The sequence below is a fragment of the Amycolatopsis sp. CA-128772 genome (genome assembly GCF_002904295.1).
Lineage (GTDB): Bacteria > Actinomycetota > Actinomycetes > Mycobacteriales > Pseudonocardiaceae > Amycolatopsis.
Genome location: NZ_PPHG01000022.1, coordinates 145,392 through 168,929 on the forward strand (window position 1 = coordinate 145,392; position 23,538 = coordinate 168,929).

Here is a 23,538-nt window from a genome sequence, read left to right on the forward strand (position 1 = left end):
GGGAGACCGTGGCACCCACCGCCGAGTCCGTCTCGGACCCGTCGTCCCCGGACTACGACCCGCGCAGTCCGCTCTACGACGTGACCGCCGATTCGTCGTCGAAGTACTACGTCGGGCCGCTGACCACGGACAAGTCGCCCTCCGGCGACGAGATCCGCGAGATGGCCACCCGGCAGGTCGACGACGAGATCCGGCGCGGCTGGCTCGGCCCGGTCGTCGACCCGGTGCTGCGCGACAAGAAGATCCAGGAGCTCTACCAGCAGCACCTCGACGACGCCAAGCACGGCCTCGACGAGGGCCTCACCATGCGTGAGAACGGCGGGGCACCGCGCACCCTGTGGAACAACGCCAGCCACGAACAGATGAACGAAGCCATCACGCTGGACGCCAACCCGGCGACCGTCGCGGAAACTTCGGAGGAATGGGTGCGCGTCGGCAACGACCTCGGCACCCACCAGAAGACCCTCGCCGACGCGATCAACGCCAGCACCAGCAACTGGCAGGGCGGCGCCGGTGACGCCGTCCGCGAACACCTCGCCGGCGTCGGCAAGTGGCTGGGCGCGACCGCGCAGGGCGCCACCCTCGCCGGCCGGCAGCAGGAGATCCACTCCCAGGCGCTCAACGAGACCCAGCGGCAGATGGCCGCGAACCCGCCGGTGCAGTTCGACCTGCAGTCGACCAACCAGCGGCTGATGTCGATGACCGACCCGGTGCAGTACGCGGCCGCCGCGGGCGAGGCCATGCAGACCTACCGGGCGCAGCAGGCCGCGCGGGAACACGCCGCGCAGATCATGACCCAGTACGACGAGACCATCGGCAGCGCCGTCGCCACCCCGCGCTTCCCGGCCCCGCCGAAGCTGCCGACGGCCACCGCGATGAGGCAGGGCGTGGCCGCCGGCGGCGGCGCCGGGGCGGGCACCGACGCGCAGCCGCTGCTGGCGCGGACCGCGATGGACGGCGTCACCCCGCAGACCCCGGTCGACGCGAACGCGGCCGCCCTGAACGGCACGGGCGCGAACGGCGCGGGCATCCCCGGCGACGGCTCGGGCACCGGCGGCTCCGGGTTCTCCGGCAGCGGCATCCCGGGCGCCGGCGGCAGTGGCAGCGGCATTCCCGGCGGTGGCTCCGGTGGCGGCTCCGGCTTCTCGGGCAGTGGCATTCCGGGCAGTGACATCCCGGGCAGCGACATCCCCGGCGGCGGCAGCGGTGCGGGCGGCGCCGGCGGCGCGGGCTTCACGCCGCCGAACTTCGACGCACCGGGCGGGCCCGGTGGCGGCAACTTCAGCGGCGCCGGCATCCCCGGCTCGTCGCTGCCGCACTTCGACGACTCGACGACGTCGTCGGGCTTCACGCCCTCCGGCATCCCGGGCGGCGGGGGCAGCGGCGGCAGCGGGTTCACCCCGCCGTCGATCCCGAACATCCCGGACGTCTCCGGCGGGGGCGGCGGCACCGTCCGCGGCGGCTCCCCGATCCCCGGCTTCACCCCGCCCGGCATCGACCCGCTCACCGGCCTGCCCACCGGCACCGGCCCCGGCGGCATCCCGGGCGGCGGCACCGGGACCGGCAAGATGCCGACCATCGGGCGCCTCGGCGGGATCAACGGCGAGAGCATCGCCAGCCGCCTCGGCGGCATCGGCGGTGGCGGCGGTGCCGGAGGCGGGTCCCTCGGCGGGATCGGCGGCGGTGGTGCCGGCGGTGGCGGTGCCGCCGGTGGTGGTGCCGCCGGTGGTGGTGCCGGTGGCGGCGTGCGCGGCACGGGCGCAGGCAACCTCAGCGGTGGTGCCGCCTCCGGCGCGGCCGCGGAAGCCGAAGCGGCGGCGGCGCGCAACGCGACGTCGGGCCGGGGCGCGGCCGGTGCGGCCGGGTCCCCGGGCATGGGCGGCATGGGCGCCGGCGCCCGCGGTGGCAAGAAGGACGACGACAAGGAACACAAGTCGGCCGACTACCTCGAAAGCGACGACCCGAACTTCTTCGCCGGAGAGCAGGTCGTGGCGCCGCCGGTGATCGGCGACTGGAAGAACCAGGATTGGAAGTGAGCGCATGACGGCCGCCGGCTTCGAGGTCGAACCGGACGACTTGGTCGCGCACGCGAGTCACGTCGAGAGCCTGGTGGAACGGCTCAACACGGCTTCGCAAGCGGCCGACACGGCGATGTCCGACCACGCCTACGGGCTGCTGTGCGCGTTCCTCCCGCCGATCATCCGGCCGACGAACGAGCAGGCGAAGGAAGCACTGACGGCGTCGGGCGAAGGCGTGCGCGGCCTCGCCGACAACGTCAGGACGGCCGCGCAGTCCTATCGCGAGGGCGAAGAGGGCAACGCGCAGCCGTTCGAACGTCAGCTCGCGGCGTCGTCGCCGCGCGCGGTGGAAGCGAGGACGAACGCATGACCGGCCCGAACGGCCTGGGGGACCTGATCCGGGACCCCGACGAGACCATCCGCCGGATGGACGACTGGGCGGCCGGGTTCGCGGCGAAGGCGCAGCGGTACCAGGCGGCCCAGGAGCAGACCGAACGGCTGCGGCTCACCGCGACCAGTGCCGACGGCGCGGTCAGCGTCACCGTCGGCGCGGACGGCACCGTCACCGACCTGACGTTCTCGAACAAGGTCAAGTCGTTCCCGCTCGAAGAGCTGTCGCGGCAGATCCTGACGACGATGCGCCGGGCGCAGGCCGGCATCGCCGAGCGTGTCGCCGGGGTGATGGCCGAGCAGCTCGGCGACGAGGACCGCGAAACCCGCAGCGTGCTGCTCGACAACCTGCGCGGCCGGTTCCCGGACCCGGACGAACCGGACGAGCAGCCGCCCGTGCCGCCGGCTCCGGTGCCGCCGGCCCCGGCGGGTGGCGCGGCGTCCCCGCCCGCCCCCGGCACCCCTCAGGCGCCGCCGCGGCGACGTACCCACTCCGACGATGAGGACAACAATCCGTGGTGAACCCATTGGTCGCCGAGACCAAGGATTCCACGAAGGCGTATTCGGGTGTTTCGCTGCTGGAGTCGGCGAACGACCTGAAGTCGGCCATCGAAAGTGGCGACTGGGCGTCGGTGGCCCTTGGTGCGGTCGGGACGGCCCTGGACGCGCTGTCGATGGCGATGGACCCGTTCGGGGCGATCCTGGCCGCGGGCGTGGGCTGGCTGATCGAGCACGTCGGGCCGTTGAAGGAAGCGCTCAACGGGCTGACCGGCAACGCCGACGAGATCGCCGCGCAGTCGGAGACGTGGAAGAACGTCGCCACCGAGCTGGGCAGCGTCGGCGAGGACCTGACCGGGATGGTCAAGGCCGACACCGCCTCCTGGACCGGGAACGCGGCGGACACCTACCGGCAGCGGGCGCAGGACACGGTGACGCTGCTGGAGACCGCGCAGAAGGGCTGTGAAGGCGCTTCCAGCGGGGTCAAGACCGCCGGTGAAGTCGTCGCCGCCGTCCGGGCGCTGGTGCGGGACATCATCGCCGAGCTGGTCGGGCACCTGATCAGCTGGGCGCTGCAGGTCGTGTTCACCCTCGGCATCGGGTTGACGTGGGTGGTGCCGCAGGTGATCAACGCGGTGGCGAAGACCGCGTCGAAGATCGCCGATCTGGTGAAGCGGCTGGTGACGGCGTTGAAGGCGCTGATCCCGCTGCTCAAGCGGGCGGGTGACCTGTTCGCGGACGCGGCGAAGGCGCTGAAGAACATCAAGCCGGGCAAGGCCGCGCCGCCGCCGAAGCACGCCGACATCAAGAGCGGCCCGAAGGACATCGGCGGCCCCAAGGGCAAGGGCGGTCCGGACGCACCCCCGCCGAAGACCGACCCGCCGCCGAAGGGCGGCGACGGCAACACGACCCCGTCGGGCGCGCACGGCGACGGCAACACCACGCCCTCCGGGGCCAAGGGCGGCCCGGACACGCCGCCGAAGACGGACCCGCCGCCCACCTCCAAGGGGCCGGACGAGACCCCGAAGGCCCCGGACCCGACGCCGCCCCCGGCGTCCAAGGGCCCGGACGGTGGCACCAAGGCGTCCGGGGCGGGCAAGGGACCGGACACCCCGCCGAAGCTCAAGGACAGCAACCCGAAACCGGACGAGCACACGACCCCCGCCGCGAACCGGTCACTGTGCGGCGACCCGATCGACGTCGCCACCGGCGCCGTGCTGCTGGAACAGACGGACCTCGAGCTGCCCGGTGCGCTGCCGCTGGAGTTCGGCCGGACGCACCTGTCCAGCTACCGCGCGGGCCGCAGCTTCGGTCCCACGTGGACGTCCACAGTGGACGAACGGATCGAGGTGGAGCCGGACGGCCTGCACCTCGCACTGGCCGACGGGACGATCCTGCGCTACCCGGTGCCCCGCGGCATCGAGCCGGTGCTGCCCGAGCAGGGCCCGTACCTGGCGCTGCGCCGGGTGCGCCACGGCTTCGTCGTCGGCGCCCCGCAGCACGACCGGATGCGCTACTTCGCCGCCAAGCCGGGGGAGACCACCCTGCCGCTGCGCGCGCTCGTCGACGGCGCCGGCAACCGGGTCGTCATCCGGCACCGCGACGGCGTGCCCGTGGGGATCGAGCACTCCGGCGGGTACCGCCTCGAGCTCGACTCGGCCGCCGGGCTGATCACCGCCGTGCGCGTGGCGGGAGAACCCGTGCCGCTGGCCGAATACCGCTACGACGAGCGACGGCGGCTGGTCGAGGTCACCGACGCGGCCGGGACCCCGCAACGGTTCACCTACGACGCCGACGGCCGGATCGTCCGCTGGGAGGACGTCAACGGCCGCTGGTACGGCTACTCCTACGACTCCGAGGGCCGGTGCGTGCAGGCCCGGGGCGCCGAGGGCTACCTCGACGCCTCCCTGTCCTACGAGCCCGGGCTGACCACGGTCACCGACTCGCTCGGTGCCGTCACCCGCTACCGCCTCGACGAGCGGCTGCGGGTGATCGGCCGGACCGACGCGCTCGGCGGCACCACCAGCACCGAACTGGACCGCTTCGGCCGGGAGATCGCGCGCACCGACGAGCTCGGGCACGTCACCCGCTGGGAGCGCGACGGGGCGGGCAACGTGACCACCGTGGTCCGCGCCGACGGCACCCGGATGGTCACCGAGTACGACGAGGGCGGCCGCCCCGCCTCGGTCACCGGGCCCGACGGCGCCGTCTGGCGCTACGAGCACGACGAGCGCGGCCGCCTGGTCCGCGACATCGACCCGACCGGGGCCGCGACGAGCTACACCTACGACGAGACCACCGGCACGATGGCCACGGTGACCGACGCCCTCGGCGGGGTCACCCGGTTCGAGGCGAACGCGGCCGGGCTGCCGGTCGCGATCACCGCGCCGGACGGTGCGGTGACCCGGTACACCTACGACTCCCTCGGCCGGCTCGCGAGCGTCACCGACCCCACCGGCGCGACGACGCGCACCGTCCACAACGCGGCCGGCGACCTGGTCGAGCAGGTGGACCCGGACGGCGCCGTGCACCGCTTCGGTTCGACGGCGGTGGGCCACACCGACGAGCGGACCGACCCGCGCGGCGGCGTCAGCCGGATCGCCTACGCCCAGTTCGACCTGCCGGTCAGCGAGGAGCGCCCGGACGGCGGCGTCCTGCGCTACGGCTACGACACCGAGCTGCGGCTGACGTCGGTCACCAACGAGGCCGGGCTGGTCTGGCGCTACGAGTACGACCCGGCGGGCCGGCTCGTCCGCGAGGTCGACTACAACGGCCGGTCCCTGGACTACGCCTACGACGCCGCGGGCCGGCTGGTCCTGCGCGGCAACGGCGCGGGGCAGACGATCGCGCTCGAGCGGGACGCCCTCGGGCGGGTGATCCGGCGCCGCAGCGGCGACGAGGTCGCCGAATTCGCCTACGACCCGGCCGACCGCGTCGTCCTGGCCCGCAACGCGCACAGTGAGCTCCGGTTCGCCTACGACGCGCTGGGCCGCGTGGTCAGCGAGTCGGTGAACGGCCGGGCCGTGTTGTCGGCCTACGACGCGCTCGGCCGCCGCACCCGCCGGCGCACCCCGACCGGCGCGGAAGCGGTGTTCGCCTACGACGCCCGCGGCCGCGCCACGTCCCTGGCCACCGGCGGGCGCACGCTGCAGTTCGGCTACGACGCCGCCGGCCACGAGACCGCGCGCCGGCTGGTCACCCGGTACGGCGTGGCCGCCGAGCTCCACCAGGCGTGGACCCCGGCCGGCCAGCTCGCGGTCCAGACCGTGCGGCGCGGCGAAGCCACCGTGCAGCGCCGCGAATACGGCTACCTGCCCGACGGGTACCTGGCCACGGTCACCGACCTGATCTCCGGTCCCCGCAGCCTCGAGGTCGGTGCGGGCGGCCGGGTGCTGGCCGTCCGCGGCGCCCGCTGGCAGGAGAGCTACGGCTACGACACGGCGGGCGCGATCACCGCGGCCGACTGGCCGGGCGCGCCGGAGGCGAGCGGCCCGCGCAGTTACCAGGGCACGCTGCTCACCGCGGCCGGCGCGACCCGCTACACCCACGACGCCGAAGGCCGCGTCGTGTCGCGGGAGCGCGGCGGCCGGCGCTGGGAGTACCGCTGGAGCGCGGAAAACCGGCTCACCGCCGTCCGCACCCCCGAGGGCGTGGTCTGGCAGTACCGGTACGACGCCGTGGGCCGCCGGATCGCCAAGCAGCGGCTGGACGCGGCCGGCGCCGTCGCCGAGCAGGTCGAGTTCTCCTGGGACGGCACCCTGCTCGCCGAACAGGTCCACGGCGTTCCCGGCGGGCCGCTCGTGGCCACCGTCTGGGACTGGGCGCCGGACGCCGAACGCCCGCTCGCGCAGACCGAACGCGTGCTCGGCGACGGCACCGACCGGTTCCACGCCGTGCTGACCGACCTCGTCGGCTCGCCCGCGGAACTGCTGGACGAAACCGGCGCGCTGGCCGGGCACCAGCACACGGCCCTGTGGGGCGCCATGGTCTCCGCGGGCGGTCACGCGGGCACGCCGCTGCGGTTCCCCGGGCAGTACCACGACGCGGAAACCGGGCTGCACTACAACCTGCACCGCTACTACGACCCGGAGACCGGGCGGTTCGTCTCGCACGACCCGCTCGGGCTGGCCCCGGATCCGGACTCGCTGGCCTACGTCGGCAACCCGACGGCGTCGATCGACCCGCTCGGCCTGGCCAAGGTGACCCCGTGCGCCGCGTCGGGCTCGGGCGGCGGTGGCGGCGGCAAGAAGCCGGACCGCTTCCACCCGTACAGCAAGCCGAACTCGGCCCCCGACAAGGGCAAGCGCCGGGCGCACAAGTACCCGGAAGGCTCCTACGGCGACAAGGACTTCGAGCGCAAGCGGCTCGAGGACAAGTTCGGTTCCAAGATCGACGGCAACAAGACCCACCAGTCCGAGCACACCGCGGGCTTCGACGTGCTGAACGACAACGGCGCCCCCGGCAAGGTGCCCCGCAAGGACGGCCGGGACCTCGAGAACAACGCGTGGGCGTACTACGAGGAACACGGCGCCCACCGCAACCACCCGGGTACCGGCACCAGCCACGCCACGCACGATTCGGGCTGGAACGCGCCGACCTACCGGCGTGACCAGCGGGCCGCGATCGAGAACAACGACCCCAACACCGCCGTCCAGCTCAACCAGCTCGGGTACGCGCACCAGCCGGGCTTCCAGGGCAACCACGCCGATCCGGTGATCCGGAACCGGATGGACATGGCCGACGACTCTTACCACCGGATGGTGAACGACGTCCACGCCGGCGGCGAAGGGATGCGGTACAACCCGCGGCCGGGCGCGGCCACGCCGGACGGGGGCGCCACGGTAGGCAGTACCGGGCACGTGACGACCCGCCCGCTGTCCGACGCCGACGCCTTCGAGCTGCACGAAGCCCGCAACGCGGCGCGTACCGGCAACTGGCCCGGCGACGACGCCTGGCAGCGGTACTACCCGGACCCCACGCCGGCCGACTGGGCGCGGCTGGAACGGGGCGACTTCGACCCGCCGCAGCTGCCCCCGATCCAGCCGGGCAGCCCGATGACCCTCGACTGAGGCGCCCGGCGCCCGCGTCACGACCCTGAGCAGTCCTTTCGGGGTCTCGACAGCGGGCGCCCGGGCGGGTGACACTGGGCCGATGACCGGCCTGATCACCGGAAGCCGTGTCCGGCTGCGGCCTGCCGCCGCCCCGGACGCCGCCCGGTTCGAGGAGATCCTGTCGCACCCCGAAGTCGCCCGCTGGTGGGCCGACGCCGAGGAGCCGGTGGCCGCCCAGGTGTCCTACCTGCTGGACCCCGACGAAGGCACCACGACCTACGCCATCGAGCTCGATGACGTGCCGAACACCGTGATCGGCATCGAACTCGCCTTCGAGGAGGCCGATCCGCAGTACCGGCACGCCGGGATCGACATCGCGGTCGACCCCGGGTTCCAGGGCCGCGGCCTCGGCTCGGACGCCATCCGCACGCTGGCCGAGCACCTGTTCACGGTGCGGGGCCACCACCGGCTGGTGATCGACCCGGCGGCCGGCAACGAGGCGGCGATCCGGCTCTACCGGTCGCTCGGCTTCCGGCCGGTCGGCACGATGCGGTCCTACGAGCGCGGCCCGGACGGCAGCTGGCACGACGGGCTGCTGATGGACCTGCTCGTGGACGACCTGGTCCCGGCAGCCGCACTAGCCGGTTCGTGAGCGGCCCCGCGGTCGCGGCCCGGCCCTTGCGGCGGGTCGCCGTGGCGAGCGCGGTGGGGACCACCATCGAGTGGTACGACTACTTCATCTACAGCACGGCGACGGCACTGGTGTTCAACAAGGTGTTCTTCACGACGCTGTCGCCCGCCTCCGGCACCCTCGCCGCCTTCGCGACCCTGGGGGTCGGGTTCCTGGCCCGCCCGGTCGGCGGCATCCTCTGGGGACACTTCGGCGACCGCGTCGGCCGCAAGGCGATGCTGGTGCTGTCGCTGCTGCTGATGGGCGTGGCCACCGTCGGCGTCGGGCTGCTGCCGACGTACTCCGCGATCGGCGTCTGGGCGCCCATCCTGCTGCTGGTCCTGCGGTTGCTGCAGGGCCTGAGCGCGGGCGGCGAATGGGGCGGCGCCGCGCTGATGGCGGTCGAGCACGCACCCGAGGGCCGCCGCGGCCGGTACGGCGCGTTCTCGCAGATCGGCGTCCCGGCGGGGTTGATCCTGGCGCAGCTGATGTTCTTCGTCCTCGGCCGCGCGCTGACCGACGCGCAGTTCGCGTCCTGGGGGTGGCGGGTGCCGTTCCTGGCGAGCATCGTGCTCGTCGCCGTCGGCCTGGTGATCCGGCTGCGGATCGAAGAGAGCCCGGTGTTCGCGAAGCTGCGCGACGCGGAGACGCGCAGCAGCCGCCCGATGGTCGAGGTGCTGCGCGAGCGGCCGCGGGCGTTGCTGGTGGCGTCCGGCAGCTTCATCGCCAACACCGCGATCGGCTACATCTTCCTGGCCTACCTGCTGTCCTACGGCACTTCGGTGCTCAAGATCAACCGCACCACGCTGCTGGTCGTCGTGATCATCGGCAGCGTGACGTGGCTGGTGAGCATCCTCGTCTCGGCGGCGTGGTCGGACCGGGTGGGCCGGAAACCGGTGTACCTGGCCGGATCCGTGCTCCTGGTGCTCTGGCCGATCCCGTTCTTCCTGCTCGTCGACACGAAGGCGACGGGGTGGCTGATCGTGGCGGTGGTCGTGCTCAACATCGGCCTCGGCGCCACCTACGGGCCGCAGTCGGCGTTGTTCGCGGAGCTGTTCGAGCCGCGCTACCGCTACAGCGGCGCGTCGTTCTCCTACGCCGTGGGCGCGGTGCTGGGCGGTGGCTTCGCGCCGTTGATCGCGACGGCGCTGCAGACCGCCACCGGCACTTCGCTTTCGGTGTCGCTCTACCTGGTGGCGGTGGCGGTGCTGAGCCTGGTGGCGGTGCTGTTCATCCCGCGGGATCAGAGCCGGTCGAGCCGGACGGCGGCGGCCATCCGCTCGTAGCCGGCGTCGCCCGGGTGGAGGTGGTCGCCGGAGTCGTAGGCCGGCAGCATCCGGAGCGGGTCGGCCGGGTCGCGGACCGCCGCGTCGAAGTCGACGACGCCGTCGAAGACCCCGCCGGTGCGGATGAAACCGTTCACCGCCTGGCGGGTGGCTTCGAGGGTGTCGTCGTAGACGCGCCAGCCCTTGAACGGCGTCAGCGTGCCGCCGAGGACCCGGATGCCGCGCGCGTGGGCCTGCGCCACGAGCTGGCGGTACGCCGAGGTGATCGCGTCCGGGTCGGTCTGGTGCGGGTCCTGCTGGATGTCGTTGATGCCCTGCAGCACGATGAGCGTCCGCACGCCGCCGACGCTCAGCACGTCGCGGTCGAAGCGGGACAGCGCGTTCTGGCCGGCGCCGGAGCCGGGCACGTCGAGCAGCAACCGGTTGGCGCTGATACCGGCGTTGAGCACGCCGAAGCGGCCGTGCAGCCGGTCGGCGAGGTAGTCCGGCCAGCGGTGGTTGGCGCCGGAGGCCGAGCCGACGCCGTCGGTGATCGAGTCGCCGAGCGTCACGATCGAAGCTTCCGCTCCGCCCTGGACGTCGACGCCGGAGACGTAGTGCCACACCGACGTCTGCTCGGTGTAGGGCGCGCCGGACTCGCTGGCGGCGAAGTCGCCGGTGCGGGTGAAGTACGACGTCTGGGCCGCGGCCGGGTGGAAGGTCACCGGCCCGGACTTCGCCGGCACGTACGTCGTCACGAGCAGGTTCGCGTCGGCGGGGATCCGCAGGTTCACCGGATCGCTCAGCGCCTCGGCACCGGCGGGGACGACGACGCCCGGGGCACCGCCGAAGGCCAGCGACCGCAGGGTGCCCGGCACGGCGTCCGGCCCGGTGCCCTGGACCGCGACGGTGACATGCCCGAAAGTCACCGGCGTGGCGCCGAAGGCGTTCGACAGGTGGACGCGGGCGCGGCCGCCGCCGGCGCTGGTGTGCACGACGTTGCGGATCGAGTAGCCCGGGTAGCCGTCCGGCGTGTTCGGGACGGCGGCCGCGGGTGCCGCGGCCCAGGTGCCGACCCAGCCGCCGACTGCCTGTTGCGTGCGGAGGGGGAGAGCGCTTTCCGGATTCGCGCTGCCGGACGTGGTGAGGAGTCCGATGCCCGCCAGGACGGCCGCGCTCACGGCCACGAAACGTCGCATGTCCTTCACCGTCGCGTGCCGGTGCGCGGGGCGGCGACCGCTGATCAGGTGAGAGTGCGGGACAAGATCCGGGACAGCCGGGGCTGGGGCGGGCCCGTCCGGGATTCTGGGGATGCCGGACGGGCCCGCGCGAGGTGGCCGTTGCCGCGACGGCCGCTCGCCGGGGTTACCCGGTCCCGATCGGGCGGAGGCTGGCCCGGATCGTTGCGTCGTGGTGACCCCGGAGGGCGTGTGCGAGACGCCCTCACCCCAAGCACGGCCGCCGGCCCGCTGCGGTTCAGCGCCGGCCCGACAATTCTTCGTCCGCGGGCGGCTCAGGCCGCGGCGGCGGGGAATCCGCCGAGGGCGCGGTGACCGGCGTCGGTCAGTTCGGCGGGCGCCCACTGGCCCGGCGCGACGAGGCGCGTGGCTCTGACCAGTCCGGCGTGGGCGAGGTCGTGGGCGGTGTTCTGGTCGCAGCACGGCAAGCCGTCGACGCGGAGGTCGGGTTCACAGCTGCAGCGGAGCTCGGCACGGCCGTCGGCGACCGCCTTGAGCATGGCGATCGCGCGGCGGCTCAGCGCGTTCGGGTGGGTGGACATCGGCTGGCCTTTCGGTGCGGCGGTTTCCGGTGCGAGTGCTGCAGCTCGTCACCTAGGGATACGCGGTGCACACGAGCGCGGTTCACGCCGATCGGTCGGTATCGCCCTCGGTGGTGCCGCCGCGCTCACCGCGGCCGGCCTGACCCCCGCCGGCGCCGCCGTGCCGGTGGACGCCGAAGCCGACCGCGCCGACACGCCGATCGTCCCGCCCCCGCCGCCCGTGCCGGTCGCCCTCGAACCCTGGTTCACCAACGACGGCATCGACAGTGCCTCGGCGACCGGCGGCGACTTCGACGGCTCCGGCTACACCTTCCCGGCCGAGCACGTCCCCGCCGGGCAGACCGTCACCGCCGGCGGCGTCCCGTTCGCGCTCGGGTCCGCGGCCGCCGGCGCGAAGAACAACATCGCCGCCACCGGCCAGCGCATCGACCTGCCGAAGGGCCGCTACTTCGTCGCGTACTTCCTGGTCGCCGCCAGCTACGGCCCGGCCGGTGGCCCGGCGAGCGTGCACTACGCCGACGGCAGCACGAGCACCGGCTCGCTGTCCGGTCCCGACTGGTACACCGGAAGCGGTGCGCTCGTCTCACCGTTCCGCTACGCGCCCGGCGGTGTCGTCGACGACAACCCGGTTTCCCTGGCCACCGGCCAGGTCTGGATCGACCCGGCGCGCGAAGCCGTCGCGCTGACCCTGCCCACGACGGCGAACCCGGCACCGAACGTGTCCAGCCTGCACGTCTTCGCGCTCACCCTCCAGCCGGTGGCCGTGGGCCGCTCGGCGCTGGTCCTCGACGGCCGCTCGACGGCGAACCTGCTGACCGACGGCGGGCCGCAGGCCGCCGAGGCGACGATCGTCAACGCCGGAACCGTGTGGCTCGGCGCGGGCGACCGGGTGAGCGTCACCGTAGACGTCCCCGGCGGCCGGACAACCGTGCCCGCGGCCCTCCGCGCGCTGGCGCCGGGGGAGCAGGCGACGGTCCGGCTCGGCCTCGCCCCGAACGCGTCCGTGCCGCCCGGGACCACCACGAACGGCCAGATCCGCGTCACGGCCGGGCGCGGCACCCTCGCCACCCGGCGGGTGCCGATCACCCTCGGCGTCCCGGATTTCCGCGCGACCGATGCTTCGCTCTCGACGCACCGCGCGCCCTACTGGTTCGACGACGCCAAGTTCGGCATCTTCATCCACTGGGGCGTCTACGCCGTACCCGCGTGGGCGCCGGTGGGGCAGCAGTACGCGGAGTGGTACTGGCAGAACCAGCAGGACCCGAACGGCGCGACCTACGCCTACCACCGGGAGGAGTACGGCGAAAACTTCACCTACGACGACTTCATCCCGCTGTTCACCGCGGCGAAGTTCGACCCGCGTGCGTGGCTGAAGCTGATCGCGGACGCGGGCGCGGAGTACTACGTCCTGACGTCCAAGCACCACGACGGTTTCGCGTTGTGGGACACGAAGATCAGCGACCGCAGCTCGGTCAAGCTGGGCCCGAAGCGGAACATCGTCGCCGAGTTGTTCGCCGCGTCGCGAAAGTACACCCCGCAGCTGCGCAACGGCCTGTACTTCTCCCTGCCGGAGTGGTTCAACCCGGACAACCCGTGGATGGGGCACGCGCCGCGCAACCCCTACACCGGCGCGCCGGTGCCCTACACCGGCTACACCGCGGGCAAGGACTTCGTCCGCGACTACCAGGCGCCGCAGGTCCTCGAGCTGGTCTCGGAGTTCGACCCCGACGTCCTGTGGTTCGACATCGGCGGCGTCAACGACAGCCGGGCCGTGCTCACCGAGTACTTCAACCGCGCGAAGAACCGCAAGCGCCCCAAGGACGTCACCTACAACGACCGCGGCGGCATCCCGGACCACGACTTCACGACGCCGGAGTACACGACCTACCCGAACACCGTGGTGGCGAAGTGGGAGGCGAGCCGCGGCCTGGACCCGTTCTCCTACGGCTACAACCGCGCGACCCCCGACAATCAGTACATGACCGCGGAGGTCGTCCGGACGCTCGTCGACATCGTCTCGAAGAACGGCAACTTCCTGCTCGACATCGGCCCGGACTTCGACGGCACGATCCCGGACGTCATGCAGCGGCACCTGCGGGACGCCGGCGCGTGGCTGAAGGTCAACGGCGAAGCCATCCACGGCTCGACGTACTGGTCACGCACGGCGCAGCTCGGCGACCTGCGGTTCACGGTCAAGCAGAACGAAGCGTTCTACGTGCACTCGCTGACCGCGCCGGGCAGCAGGCTGGTGGTGGACGCGCCGGTGCCGGTCCGCCGCGGTGACCGGGTGACCATGCTCGGCTACCGCGGTGCCCTGCACTGGACGGTGGAGAACGGCTCGCTGGTGATCGACATCCCGGCCGCGGCGCGCGAGGCGGGCCGCTACACGTGGGTGTTCAAGATCGCCTGGAGCTGACCGGCCGTTCCACCAGCGAGGCCAGCTCCGGCGGGACCGGCCCGGGATGGACGACCCCGAGCGACCGGGTGGCCCGCGTCATCGCCACGTAGAGGTCGTTGGGTCCGTGCGGGCCGGCCGCGAGGACGGCGGCGGGGTCGGCGATCACCACCGAATCGAACTCCAGTCCCTTGGCCTCGGCCGGGGTCAGCAGCACGATTTCGTCCACCGGGTCCGGCGGCCGCCGCAGCGAGAGGGCGGCCGCCAGCTCGCGGGCCGCCGGCGCGATGATGGCCAGCTTTCCCCCGGTGTGCTCGCCGGCGAGTTCGGCGAGCGCCCGGGGGACGTCGTCGGCGGCCCACCGCCACGGCGGCTCTCCACTCGCCCGCACCGAGGCCGGCGGCCGCACCGCCGGGTGGTGGACGGCCAGCACCTCCGCCGCGGCCGCCATGACCTCGCGCGGGGTGCGGTAGCCGACGGTCAGCTGCGCGATCCGGTGCGGCCGCGGCACCCGCTCCCACGACGTGGCCCCGGCCGCGCTCCCGGTCTGGGCCAGGTCCCCGACGACGGTCATCGACCGGGACGGGCAGCGGCGCACCAGCATCCGCCAGTCCATTTCGGACAGTTCCTGGGCCTCGTCGACCACCACGTGCCCGAACACCGGCACGCTCGCGCCGACCAGCGCGGCGGCCTCGTCCAGCAACGGGATGTCCGCGGCGCTCCACGGCCCCTCGACCACGTCCGCCGGGGTCAGCGGCGGCCACAGCCCGTCGAGGACGTCGCGGAGGCCGGCGTCGGCGAGCAGGGCCGTCCGCAACGCTTCGGAGTCCACCTCGTCCAGCAGCGTCCGCGGGCCGTCGTCGTCCTCCGGGCCGAGCACGACGCCCGCGGCGGCCAGCGCCCGCAGTTCGGCCTCGCCGAGGCGGCCGTCCGCGCTGCCGCCGTCGAGCGCCTCGCCGGTTTCGGTGAGGACCACCGCTTCCATCCGGCCGGCCAGTTCCCCGGTCAGCGTGGCGACGACGTCCCGGTGGAACACGAGGCGGGCCTGGTTGTGCGGCAGGCCGGTTTCCCGGGCCGTCCGCACGGCCCGGCGGAGCGTCGCCGGATCCAGCCGCAGCACCTGCTGCTCGAACTCGACGTCCACGGCGTGCCCGGGCACGGCCACCGTGGCGCGGACCCGGTCGGCCAGCCGAACCGCCATGTCCGCCCGGCCCTTGCGCGCGGCTTCGCCGTCGGTGTCCACCCGGGTGACGACGACGCCGGGCACGAGGTCGGGCACGGTCGCCGTCACCACCCGGTTCTCGCCGAGGCCGGGCAGCACCTGGCCGATGTAGCCGAGGAACACCCGGCTGGGGCCGAGGACGAGCACGCCCCGGGTGCGCAGGTGTTCGTGGGTGTAGAGCAGGTACGCGACCCGGTGCAGGGCGACGGCGGTCTTGCCGGTGCCCGGCCCGCCCTGCACGACCAGGACACCTCGGGCGTCGGCGCGGACGATCCGGTCCTGCTCGGCCTGCAGCGTCGTGACGATGTCCCGCATGCGCCCGGTGCGCTCGGCCGTCACCGCGGCGAGCAGCGCGGCCTCGCCGACCAGCCCGTCGCCCGGCGCGTCGGGATCGAGCAGTTCGTCGTCGAGCGCGACGACGGTCCGGCCCCGGGTGGTGATCCGCCGCCGGCGGACGACTTCGACCGGCGCGGCGGCGGTCGCGGTGTAGAAGGGCCGGGCGGCGGGCGCCCGCCAGTCCACCAGCAGGGGTTCGTCGTCGCCGGTGAACAGCCCGAGCCGTCCGATGTGGACACGCCGGCCGCCGGTCAGGTCCAGCCGGCCGAAGCACAACCCGTCCTCGACCGCCGCCAGCCGCGCCACCTCGGCTTGCCACACATCGGTCGCGTGGCCGCGGGCGAGCGCAGCGGCGGCCTCCGCCCGAAGCGCGTCGAGGCGGGCGTAGAGAAGGTCCAGGTGTTCCTGCTCGGCGGTGAGTTCGTGCATGCCGGAGAGCGTGCCCGCGAATTCGCGGAAAGTGCAGTCTTGTTCTTCTTGACAGCATCAGCCGCGCCCCGGAACCGCTAGTAGTACTGCCGCAGCTGCGGCCACGCCACGGACCAGGGCCGCGTCAGCGTGCACAGCGAAACCACCACCCCTTCCTCGTCGTTGTCCACGCCTTCGGCGTTGTGGTGCTTCGCCACCGCGCGGCAGGCCGTGATCAGCCGGGACGCGGGTGAGCCCGGGCGGATCCGGCCGACGAGCAGGACCGGGCCGACCAGCCGGTCCGGCGGTGGTCCCCAGTCCGCGTACGTCATGTGCGGCGAGTACGCCTGCGGCAGCCCGCGCTCGGGGCCGTACCGCTCCAGCGCCCCGGCTTCGCCGTAGTTGCCGGTGACGATCACCGCGGTGTCGCGTTCGGTGGCCGGGATGCGGGCCCAGGCGCCCGCCACCGTGCCGGCGAAGTCCGGCCAGCCGACCTGTTCGCCGGGTTCCTTGTTCATCGCCAGCAGGGGGCCGTTCAACGCCGCGGCCGGCACCACCGGGAGTCCGATGAGGACGGACACCACCACGCACACCGCGGCGGCCGCACCCGTCAGCGCCCGCCGCGTCGTCCCCGCGCGACCGAATCGCCGCAACGCCGGCTCCGCGCCGAGCGCCACCAGCGGCAGCAGCAACGGCACCGAGTAGTACGGCTTCCCGCCGACGACCAGCAGTTCGGCGCAGACCACCGGGTAGGCGATCGCCAGGGAACGGGCCCAGCGCAGGCCGGGATCGCGCCACGGCCGCACGAGCCCGGCGACCCACACCGGCACCAGCACCGGCGAAAGCAGCACCAGCTGCATCGGCACGAACAGGAGGCGGTTCTCGGTCCCGTCGTCCGCGCTGATCCCGCCGGCCACGGTGAGCATCGGCCAGCCGTGCGCCGCCTGCCAGAGCACCACCGGGGCGGCCAGGACGACGGCGATCCCGGCGCCGGCCGCGAACCACCAGGTCCGCAGCACCCCGCGCGGCCCGGCGACGGCCACGCCGACGGCGAGCCCGGACAGCAGGAGCAGCACCAGCCACTTGTTCGCCAGGCCCACCCCGGCCGCGGCGCCGACGGCGAGCCACCACCGGCCGTCGCCGGTGCGCAGCAGCCGCAGGCCCGCCAGCGCGAGCACCGACCACAGCAGGACGTCCGCGGAGTTGGTCGCCAGCATGTGCGACATGACCAGCACGTACGACGACAACGCCGTCGCGATCGCGGTGAACAGCTGCGCCCCGCGGCCGCCGCCGAACTCGCGGGCGATCAGCGCGACGACCACGACGGTCGCCATCCCCAGCAGGGTCGCGACCACCCGCAGGCCCGCCGGGGTCTCGCCGAACACCGCCGTCGACGCGCGGGCTAGCCACGGCGTGATCGGCGGGTTGTCGATGTACCCCCAGCCCGGGCGGTGACCCGCCGCGACGAAGTACAGCTCGTCGCGGTGGAAGCCGTAGCGGCCGGACAGGGCCGTCAGCACGATGGCCTGGACGGCGACGACGATCCCCACCGGCCGCGCGGCGAACCGCGGCAACGCCCTGCTGGCCCCCATGACAACCCCCTTCGGCGTGCCCGGGATCGTAACGCGGTCGATCACGCCGCCGGGAGCGCTCCGAGGAATTCGCCGCCGGCGTCGGCGACCAGCTCGGCCAGGGTCTGGGCGCGGCGGATCGGCGTGAACTCCACGTCACCGCGCGGCGAGACGGTGAAGCCGTACACCGCCGGGCGCGGCAGCGTGTTGTAGGCGTAGTGGGCGCCGAAGTAGTACGCGCCGGTGTCGTGGGCGACGACGAGGTCGCCGGGCTCCAGCAGCGGCAGCGGCCGCTCGCGGGCGAGGAGGTCACCGGCGAAGCACAGGGGACCGGCGATGTCCTGCGGCACGGCGGGGCCGGTCTTGGGGACGCCGGCGGCGTCGAAGGCGCCGATCCGCAGCGGCCAGTGCTCCGGCTGGAGCACCGTGCGGGCCGCCACCTGGGCGCCCGCGTGCGTCACGGCGATGTGCCGCCCGCCGGCGACCTTCGTGTACTCCACCGCGCTGACGAGGAACCCGCTCTTCGCCAGCAGGGACCGGCCGAACTCGGTGACGAACGAGTAGCCGCCGTCGGCCAGGGAGGGGACGCGGGCCAGCAGCGTCGCCACGTAGTCCGCGTAGGCCGGGGCGGGCTCGTCGGAGGTGAAGTCGACCGGCAGGCCGCCGCCGAGGTCCAGGCTGGTCACCTGCCGGTACCCGGCTTCGGCGTTGATCTGCTCGGCGAGTTCGTGCACCACGGCGACGCCCTCGGCCATCAGCTCCGGCGGGCAGCCCTGCGAGCCGACGTGGACGTGCAGCCGGGTCAGCCACGGCCGGCACGCGAAGGACTCGAGCAGCAGCCCGCGATTTCCGTGGTCCCGCACCGGGATCCCGAACTTCGACGCCGCGGTCGCGGTGCTGGTGTCGCCGATCCGGCCCGCGCCGACCTGCGGGTTCACCCGCACGCCCAGCACCGACCGCGGCGGTGCCGCGCCGACCAGCGCGTCGAGCCGGGCGAGCTCCTGGAAGTTGTCGGCGTTGACCGCCGTGCCCTCGGCGAGGGCGTGCGCGAGCTCGCCGGTGGTCTTGGCGGGGGAGTCGAGGACCAGCCGCGGGCCGCGCAGGCCGGCGGCTTCCGCCACCGCCGTCTCGCCGGGGCTGGCCACCTCGGCGTCGATCCCGAGGTCGCCGAGGAACCGCAGCAGGGGCGCGAGACCGCAGGCTTTGGCGGCGACCGTGTGCTGGACCCGGCCGAGCGGCGCGAACGCCTCCGTCAGGTCCGCCACGGCTTCCCGGACGCCGGCGAGGTCGACGAACCCGGCCATCGGGGCGGCGAGCCGCCGGTCCGCCGCGGCGGCGACGGCGACGGCGAGCAGCTTGCGGTCGGTGCGGGTGAGGGGTGCGCTGGTCGTGGTCACCGGTCCAGGACAGCAGCGTGCCGGCCCGCCGGTCCAAGACTTCGTCCCGATGAAATCATAGGCGAGCCCTATAATCGCTGCGTGGACCTGCGCCGATGGCACTACTTCGCCGTGCTCGCCGAGGAAATGCACTTCACGAAGGCGGCCGCCCGGCTGTTCGTTTCGCAGCCGTCGCTGAGCCAGCAGATCCGCGCCTTCGAGGCCGACCTGGGTGTCGCCCTGCTCGACCGCACGGGACCGCGGTTCGCCCTGACCGAGGCCGGCCGCGTCGCCGCGGAAGAGGCGCGGGAGCTGCTCGGCCGCCTGGAACGGGCTCGCGGCGTCATCGCCGCGGCCGGCCGGGGCGACGCCGGACGGCTGCGGATCGCCTACACGCGGTCGGCGCCCGGCCCGCTGGCCGGTGACCTCGTCGCGGCCTACCGCGACCGGTACCCGCGCGTCGAACTCGCCCTGGAAACGGGCTGGACGAGCCTGAACCTGGCCCGGCTGGCGGCGGGCGAGATCGACGTCGGGTTCGTGCGGCCGCCGGTGACCGCACCGGGCGTCGAGGTCGCGGTGGTCGGGTCGGAGGAGGTCCTGCTCGCGCTGCCGTCGGCGCACCCGCTCACCCGCCGCCGCGGCCGGGTGCGGCGCGCCTGGATCGCCGCCGAGCCGGTGGTGTTCTGGCCGCGGGCGAACGGCCCCGGCCAGTATGACGCCATCAGCGGCCAGGTCTGGCCGGGCGGGCTGCCGCCGATCGTCCGCGAGGAACCCGAGGACGAACAGCTGATGCGCGCGGTCGCCGAAGGCGCGGGCCTCGCCGCGGTCCCGGAACACCGGGCGCGGGCCCTGCGGCGCCGCGGTGTCGTGCTGCGGCGGCTGGAGGACCCGCCGCCGCGGATCGACCTGGGCCTGGCCTGGCGAGCCGGCTCGGCGTCCCCGGTGGTGCGGGCCTTCGTGGACCTCGCCGCGGGCCGCTAGCCTTCGCCGAGCGCCGATCGCACCGCCGTGACGACGTCGGGGTGCCCGAGCGGCAACGGCGGCGGCACCCGGTCGTCCGGGCGGTCGCTGCTCGACGCCACCACCCGCACCTCCGTGCCCGCTTCGCGCAGCTTCGAGACCACGTCGTCGTGTTCGGCCAGCCAGGCGTCGTTGGCCTCCCCGGCATCGCCGGACGGCAGGAACGCGTCCGACGCCGGGTCGACCAGCAGCAGGTGCGTGGCCGCGCCGGGGTGCCGTTCGACGAGCTGCAGGGCCTCCGCGGCGAAGGGACCGCCGGCGACGACGGCGATGTCCGGATCACCGGGACTGGCGTCCCCGAGGACGTCGTCGGCTTCGGTGAGGGCGCCGCCGGCGGGCACCCGGCACCAGAAGACGGCCCGCTGGTCGGCCAGCGGCCGCCAGGTCGCGGGCAGTTCGTCGTGCTTGCCGGCGCCGGCCGGGTCGAGCACGATCACCTTCGGCCCCGACGCGTCGCCCGCGGTCACCACCGACGGGCCTTCGGAGCGGGCGGAACGGGGTTCGGCAGGCATGCGTTCTCCTCACGAAGCAGTGCTTTTCCGAGGCAAGGTTTTCAGCGGTGGGGGAGCTCCGGGGCGTCGGTGTCGAGCGGCACGGCGCCGGACCGGACGAGTCCCAACTGGACCGTCTGGCGGCCGATCAGCGCCTCCAGCAGCCAGTCGACGGCCGTGCGCACCCGGTTGCCCGGCATGGCCATCAGGTGGTAGCCGCGCGTCACGGCCTTCGCCGGGCGCCCGGACAGGGGGACGTGCAGCGGGTTCGCCGCGGCGGTGCCGGCCCCGAGGTCGACGACGAAGCCGAGGTCGTGGTGCCGGTAGGTGCCGGGGCGGCCGTACCCGAGCGACGCCGCGACGTTGCGCCCGGCGAGCTTCCCCTGCCGCTCGGCGTGCTGCGCCGTCATCGCGGTGTACTGGCCGGGGCGGGTGGAGTCGGGCACCGCGGCCGCGTCGCCACAGGCGAACACGTCGTCGCGGCCCGGCACGTTCAGCTGCTCGGTGACCACCAGCCGGCCCTTCGCGGTTTCGAGCCCGAGGTCGGCCACCAGCGGGTCCGGCCGCACGCCCACGCACCACACGAGGGTCCGGGACGGCACGGCGTCGCCGTTGGTCAGCGTGACGCCCTTGGCGTCGGCGTGGTCCACCGAAGTCTTCATCAGCACTTCGACCCCGCGGGACCGCAGCACCTCGTCGGCGGTGCGGGCGAGCCGCTTGTCGAGCTCGGGCAGCACCCGCTCGGCGAGGTCGAGCAGGAGCCAGCGGATCTGCTGCCCGGCCAGCTCGGGGTGGCGCTTGGCGAGTGCCGCGGTGAACGCCGGGCCCTGCGCGGCCACCTCGGTGCCGGTGTAGCCGGCGCCGACCACCACGAACGTGCAGCGGGCGGCGCGTTCGGCCGGGTCGTCGGCCGCGGCGGCCAGTTCGATCTGCCGCGTGATGTGGTCGCGCAGGTACAGCGCCTCCGGCACGCCGCGGAACCCGTGCGCGTGCTCCGGCACGCCCGGAATCGGCAACAGCTTGTTGACGCTGCCCGCGGCGAGCACCAGCCGGTCGTACCCGATCCGGTGTTCTCGGTCTTCGGGATCGGTGTAGGTGACGTTCCGGGTGTCGAAGTCCACACCGGTCGCCGAGCCGAGCACCAAGCGGACGCCGGGCATCGTTTCGGGGAGGGAAACCGTGACGCGTCGCGGGTCGAGGATGCCGGCCGCCACTTCGGGCAGCAACGGCAGGTAGAGGAAGTAATCCGTCGGGTTCAGCACGACGACTTCGACGTCTTCCGCGGCCTCTTTCCGCAGGCTTTTCGCGGCGTGGAAACCGGCGAAACCGCCGCCCACGATCACGACACGCATGGATCTCCCTCCGGGCCGGATTGCCGTCCCGAACGGATTACCCGAGGTCGGAGCCGGGAAACCCGCGGGGTTGACCTCACCCCACAGGGGCGTACGGTCAGGGGTGTTGGCTGTTGTTCAGACACGTGCTCCGGTCAGCGCCCCTGCACCGCTGAACATAGGGAGCGCCATGTACGACTGTTTTCGCACGCTCTACGAGCCTTCCGGCCTGACCGTCACCACCACCGAGCGCCCCAACGGAATCCGGGTGTTGACCCTGGTGGGCGACATCGACGCCGCCACCGTCGGCACGCTCGAAGAAGCCCTCGCCACGGGGGACCGGCTGGTCGCCGACCTGACCCGGGTGGCCTTCCTCAGCTGCGCCGGCGTCCGGTCGCTGCTGGCGGCGCACGCCCGCGCCGAACTCACCGTCGTGATCGGCGGCCACGCCGTCGCCCGGTCGCTCGAGGCCACCGGGGCCGACCTGCTGCTGACGATCCACCCCGCCGTCGGTGCCGCCCTCGTCGGGATGGGCCCGGAACTCGGCCGGGAGGCGTGACCGCCCGCCGGGCACGCCTCCCCACCGTCCACTGTGCTCACCAACCCGGTGGTCAGTCGTCGTCGCCCGGCCAGTCGCCGGTGGCCTTGCGGTAACCCTCCGCACCGGCCCGTTCGGTGGCGGCCTTGACCGCCCCGAAGATCGCCCCCTGCACCGCCGCCGCGAGGATCACCTGACGCCAGGTGTAGTCGCGGTCGGTGGCGTCGGGGGCGTCTTCTTCGCCGGCCACCCGCTTCCACACCTGCTTGAACACCTGGCCGGCGAGGATGCCGCCCAGGGCACCCACCACCCAGCTGAGCGGCTTGTAGAGCGCTTTGTTCACGACTGCCTCCGGCGCAGGATCAGGCGGATCAGGATCAGCAGGCCCAGCACACCGGCGAAGACCGGCACCGGGTTGGCGCGCACGGCGTCGGCGCCCTGGCGGAACTTGACCGCGGTGGGCTCGTTCGTCACCCCGGCTACCTTCGCGGTCGCCTGGTCGAGCTTCTCGTCGACGTTCTCCTTGACCCGGGCCTTGACGTCGAGCTTGTGCCCGAGCGCCTCCAGGGTCTCGGTCAGCTCTTCCCGGGTGGCGTCCCGGTCGAGCCGCGCCTCTTCGGCGTTCTTGGGGAACTCCCCGCTCATGACCGCACTCCCTGCTTCACCGTGTCCACGTCTTCGCGGACCCCGGTGATCGCTTCCTCCGGCACCGGCGGCACCCCCTGCGTCACTTCCTTCTTGCCGACCAGGGCCGCGATCCCGGCGACCACGAACAGCGCGACCGCGACGATCACCGCCGCCAGCCAGCCGGGCACGGCCAGCGCGAGCGCGAGCACGGCGGCCGCGACCAGCGTGCCGGCCCCGAGGAACGCGAACAGGCCCGCCGCGCCGAACAACCCGGCGCCGAGGCCCATTTTCTTGCCCTTGCGCTGCAGTTCGAACACCGCGAGCCGCATTTCGTCCCGGACCAGCCGCTTCACTTCAGCGGTCAGGTCCGTCACCAGCTCGCCGACCGAGCGGTCGGCCGCCGGTTTCTTGTTGACCTCTTCGATCACGGAACACCTCCTTCACCTGGCCGGCGGATACCCGCGCCCGGCGCGGGTCAATCACGGCGGGTTTGACCCCGGCGGCGCCGGGTAGCCGAAACGCAACCGGAAAGCCCGACCACCGAGCAGGAG

19 protein-coding genes are annotated in these 23,538 nt (G+C 73.6%); 9 read left to right on the plus strand and 10 right to left on the minus strand.

Features of this window, described 5'->3' with window-relative positions:
- Window positions 1-8 precede the first annotated feature (8 nt).
- The 6 genes from C2L59_RS09305 (at window position 9) to C2L59_RS09330 (ending at window position 9,913) form a co-directional block, all read left to right on the plus strand.
- Window positions 9-2,036, plus strand: a complete 2,028-nt coding sequence (locus C2L59_RS09305; protein ID WP_103349098.1) for a hypothetical protein — start codon at window positions 9-11, stop codon at window positions 2,034-2,036.
- 4 nt (window positions 2,037-2,040) lie between these two features.
- On the plus strand, window positions 2,041-2,388 hold the full coding sequence (locus C2L59_RS09310) for a type VII secretion target (protein ID WP_103349099.1): 348 nt from the start codon (window positions 2,041-2,043) through the stop codon (window positions 2,386-2,388).
- The gene (locus C2L59_RS09315) at window positions 2,385-2,930 is read left to right on the plus strand and encodes a YbaB/EbfC family nucleoid-associated protein (protein ID WP_103349100.1); all 546 of its coding nucleotides are present in this window, start codon (window positions 2,385-2,387) and stop codon (window positions 2,928-2,930) included. The genes C2L59_RS09310 and C2L59_RS09315 overlap by 4 nt, the downstream gene beginning before the upstream one ends.
- Window positions 2,924-7,975 carry an RHS repeat-associated core domain-containing protein gene (locus C2L59_RS09320; protein ID WP_103349101.1) on the plus strand — a complete coding sequence of 1,684 codons (5,052 nt, stop codon included), beginning with the start codon at window positions 2,924-2,926 and terminating at the stop codon, window positions 7,973-7,975. The genes C2L59_RS09315 and C2L59_RS09320 overlap by 7 nt, the downstream gene beginning before the upstream one ends.
- 82 nt (window positions 7,976-8,057) lie before the next feature.
- Entirely contained in the window at window positions 8,058-8,609 is a 552-nt protein-coding gene (locus C2L59_RS09325) for a GNAT family N-acetyltransferase (RefSeq protein WP_103349102.1), read from the plus strand.
- On the plus strand, window positions 8,606-9,913 hold the full coding sequence (locus C2L59_RS09330) for an MFS transporter (RefSeq protein WP_103349103.1): 1,308 nt from the start codon (window positions 8,606-8,608) through the stop codon (window positions 9,911-9,913). The genes C2L59_RS09325 and C2L59_RS09330 overlap by 4 nt, the downstream gene beginning before the upstream one ends.
- Here C2L59_RS09330 and C2L59_RS09335 read toward each other — a convergent pair.
- Together C2L59_RS09335 and C2L59_RS09340 are read right to left on the minus strand one after the other, a co-directional pair.
- Window positions 9,871-11,091: an SGNH/GDSL hydrolase family protein gene (locus C2L59_RS09335; RefSeq protein ID WP_103349104.1), complete on the minus strand. Its 1,221-nt coding sequence runs from the start codon at window positions 11,089-11,091 to the stop codon at window positions 9,871-9,873. The genes C2L59_RS09330 and C2L59_RS09335 overlap by 43 nt on opposite strands.
- A 314-nt stretch (window positions 11,092-11,405) precedes the next feature.
- A complete protein-coding gene (locus C2L59_RS09340) occupies window positions 11,406-11,672 on the minus strand; it encodes a hypothetical protein (RefSeq protein WP_103349105.1) in 267 nt (88 codons plus the stop codon).
- 160 nt (window positions 11,673-11,832) lie between these two features.
- On the opposite strand from C2L59_RS09340, the gene C2L59_RS09345 reads away from it, so the two are divergent.
- Window positions 11,833-14,088, plus strand: coding sequence for an alpha-L-fucosidase (locus C2L59_RS09345; RefSeq protein ID WP_233223363.1), 2,256 nt, complete (start codon window positions 11,833-11,835; stop codon window positions 14,086-14,088).
- On the opposite strand, the gene C2L59_RS09350 is transcribed toward C2L59_RS09345, so the two are convergent.
- The 3 genes from C2L59_RS09350 to C2L59_RS09360 form a co-directional block, all read right to left on the minus strand.
- Window positions 14,069-16,054, minus strand: coding sequence for a UvrD-helicase domain-containing protein (locus C2L59_RS09350; protein WP_103349106.1), 1,986 nt, complete (start codon window positions 16,052-16,054; stop codon window positions 14,069-14,071). The two genes, C2L59_RS09345 and C2L59_RS09350, sit on opposite strands and share 20 nt — an antisense overlap.
- Window positions 16,055-16,131: 77 nt before the next feature.
- On the minus strand, window positions 16,132-17,625 hold the full coding sequence (locus tag C2L59_RS09355; RefSeq protein WP_103349107.1) for a glycosyltransferase family 39 protein: 1,494 nt from the start codon (window positions 17,623-17,625) through the stop codon (window positions 16,132-16,134).
- 41 nt (window positions 17,626-17,666) lie between these two features.
- A complete protein-coding gene (locus C2L59_RS09360) occupies window positions 17,667-19,001 on the minus strand; it encodes a diaminopimelate decarboxylase (protein ID WP_103349108.1) in 1,335 nt (444 codons plus the stop codon).
- 81 nt (window positions 19,002-19,082) lie between these two features.
- On the opposite strand from C2L59_RS09360, the gene C2L59_RS09365 reads away from it, so the two are divergent.
- On the plus strand, window positions 19,083-19,961 hold the full coding sequence (locus C2L59_RS09365) for a LysR family transcriptional regulator (RefSeq protein ID WP_103349109.1): 879 nt from the start codon (window positions 19,083-19,085) through the stop codon (window positions 19,959-19,961).
- On the opposite strand, the gene C2L59_RS09370 is transcribed toward C2L59_RS09365, so the two are convergent.
- Both C2L59_RS09370 and C2L59_RS09375 read right to left on the minus strand, forming a co-directional pair.
- Window positions 19,958-20,512, minus strand: a complete 555-nt coding sequence (locus C2L59_RS09370) for a hypothetical protein (protein ID WP_103349110.1) — start codon at window positions 20,510-20,512, stop codon at window positions 19,958-19,960. The genes C2L59_RS09365 and C2L59_RS09370 overlap by 4 nt on opposite strands.
- Before the next feature lie 41 nt (window positions 20,513-20,553).
- Window positions 20,554-21,843: an NAD(P)/FAD-dependent oxidoreductase gene (locus tag C2L59_RS09375; RefSeq protein WP_103349111.1), complete on the minus strand. Its 1,290-nt coding sequence runs from the start codon at window positions 21,841-21,843 to the stop codon at window positions 20,554-20,556.
- A gap of 169 nt (window positions 21,844-22,012) precedes the next feature.
- Here C2L59_RS09375 and C2L59_RS09380 point away from each other — a divergent pair, with 169 nt between their 5' ends.
- The gene (locus C2L59_RS09380; RefSeq protein WP_103349112.1) at window positions 22,013-22,381 is read left to right on the plus strand and encodes an STAS domain-containing protein; all 369 of its coding nucleotides are present in this window, start codon (window positions 22,013-22,015) and stop codon (window positions 22,379-22,381) included.
- A 52-nt stretch (window positions 22,382-22,433) separates the two neighbouring features.
- Here C2L59_RS09380 and C2L59_RS09385 read toward each other — a convergent pair whose 3' ends face one another.
- From C2L59_RS09385 to C2L59_RS09395, 3 genes are read right to left on the minus strand one after another with little or no spacing between them, the layout of a single operon-like run.
- Entirely contained in the window at window positions 22,434-22,703 is a 270-nt protein-coding gene (locus C2L59_RS09385) for a DUF4235 domain-containing protein (RefSeq protein WP_103349113.1), read from the minus strand.
- Window positions 22,700-23,005, minus strand: a complete 306-nt coding sequence (locus tag C2L59_RS09390; RefSeq protein ID WP_103349114.1) for a DUF3618 domain-containing protein — start codon at window positions 23,003-23,005, stop codon at window positions 22,700-22,702. Before C2L59_RS09390 ends, C2L59_RS09385 begins: the two co-directional genes overlap by 4 nt.
- Window positions 23,002-23,415, minus strand: a complete 414-nt coding sequence (locus C2L59_RS09395; protein WP_103349115.1) for a phage holin family protein — start codon at window positions 23,413-23,415, stop codon at window positions 23,002-23,004. The genes C2L59_RS09390 and C2L59_RS09395 overlap by 4 nt, the downstream gene beginning before the upstream one ends.
- Window positions 23,416-23,538 lie beyond the last annotated feature (123 nt).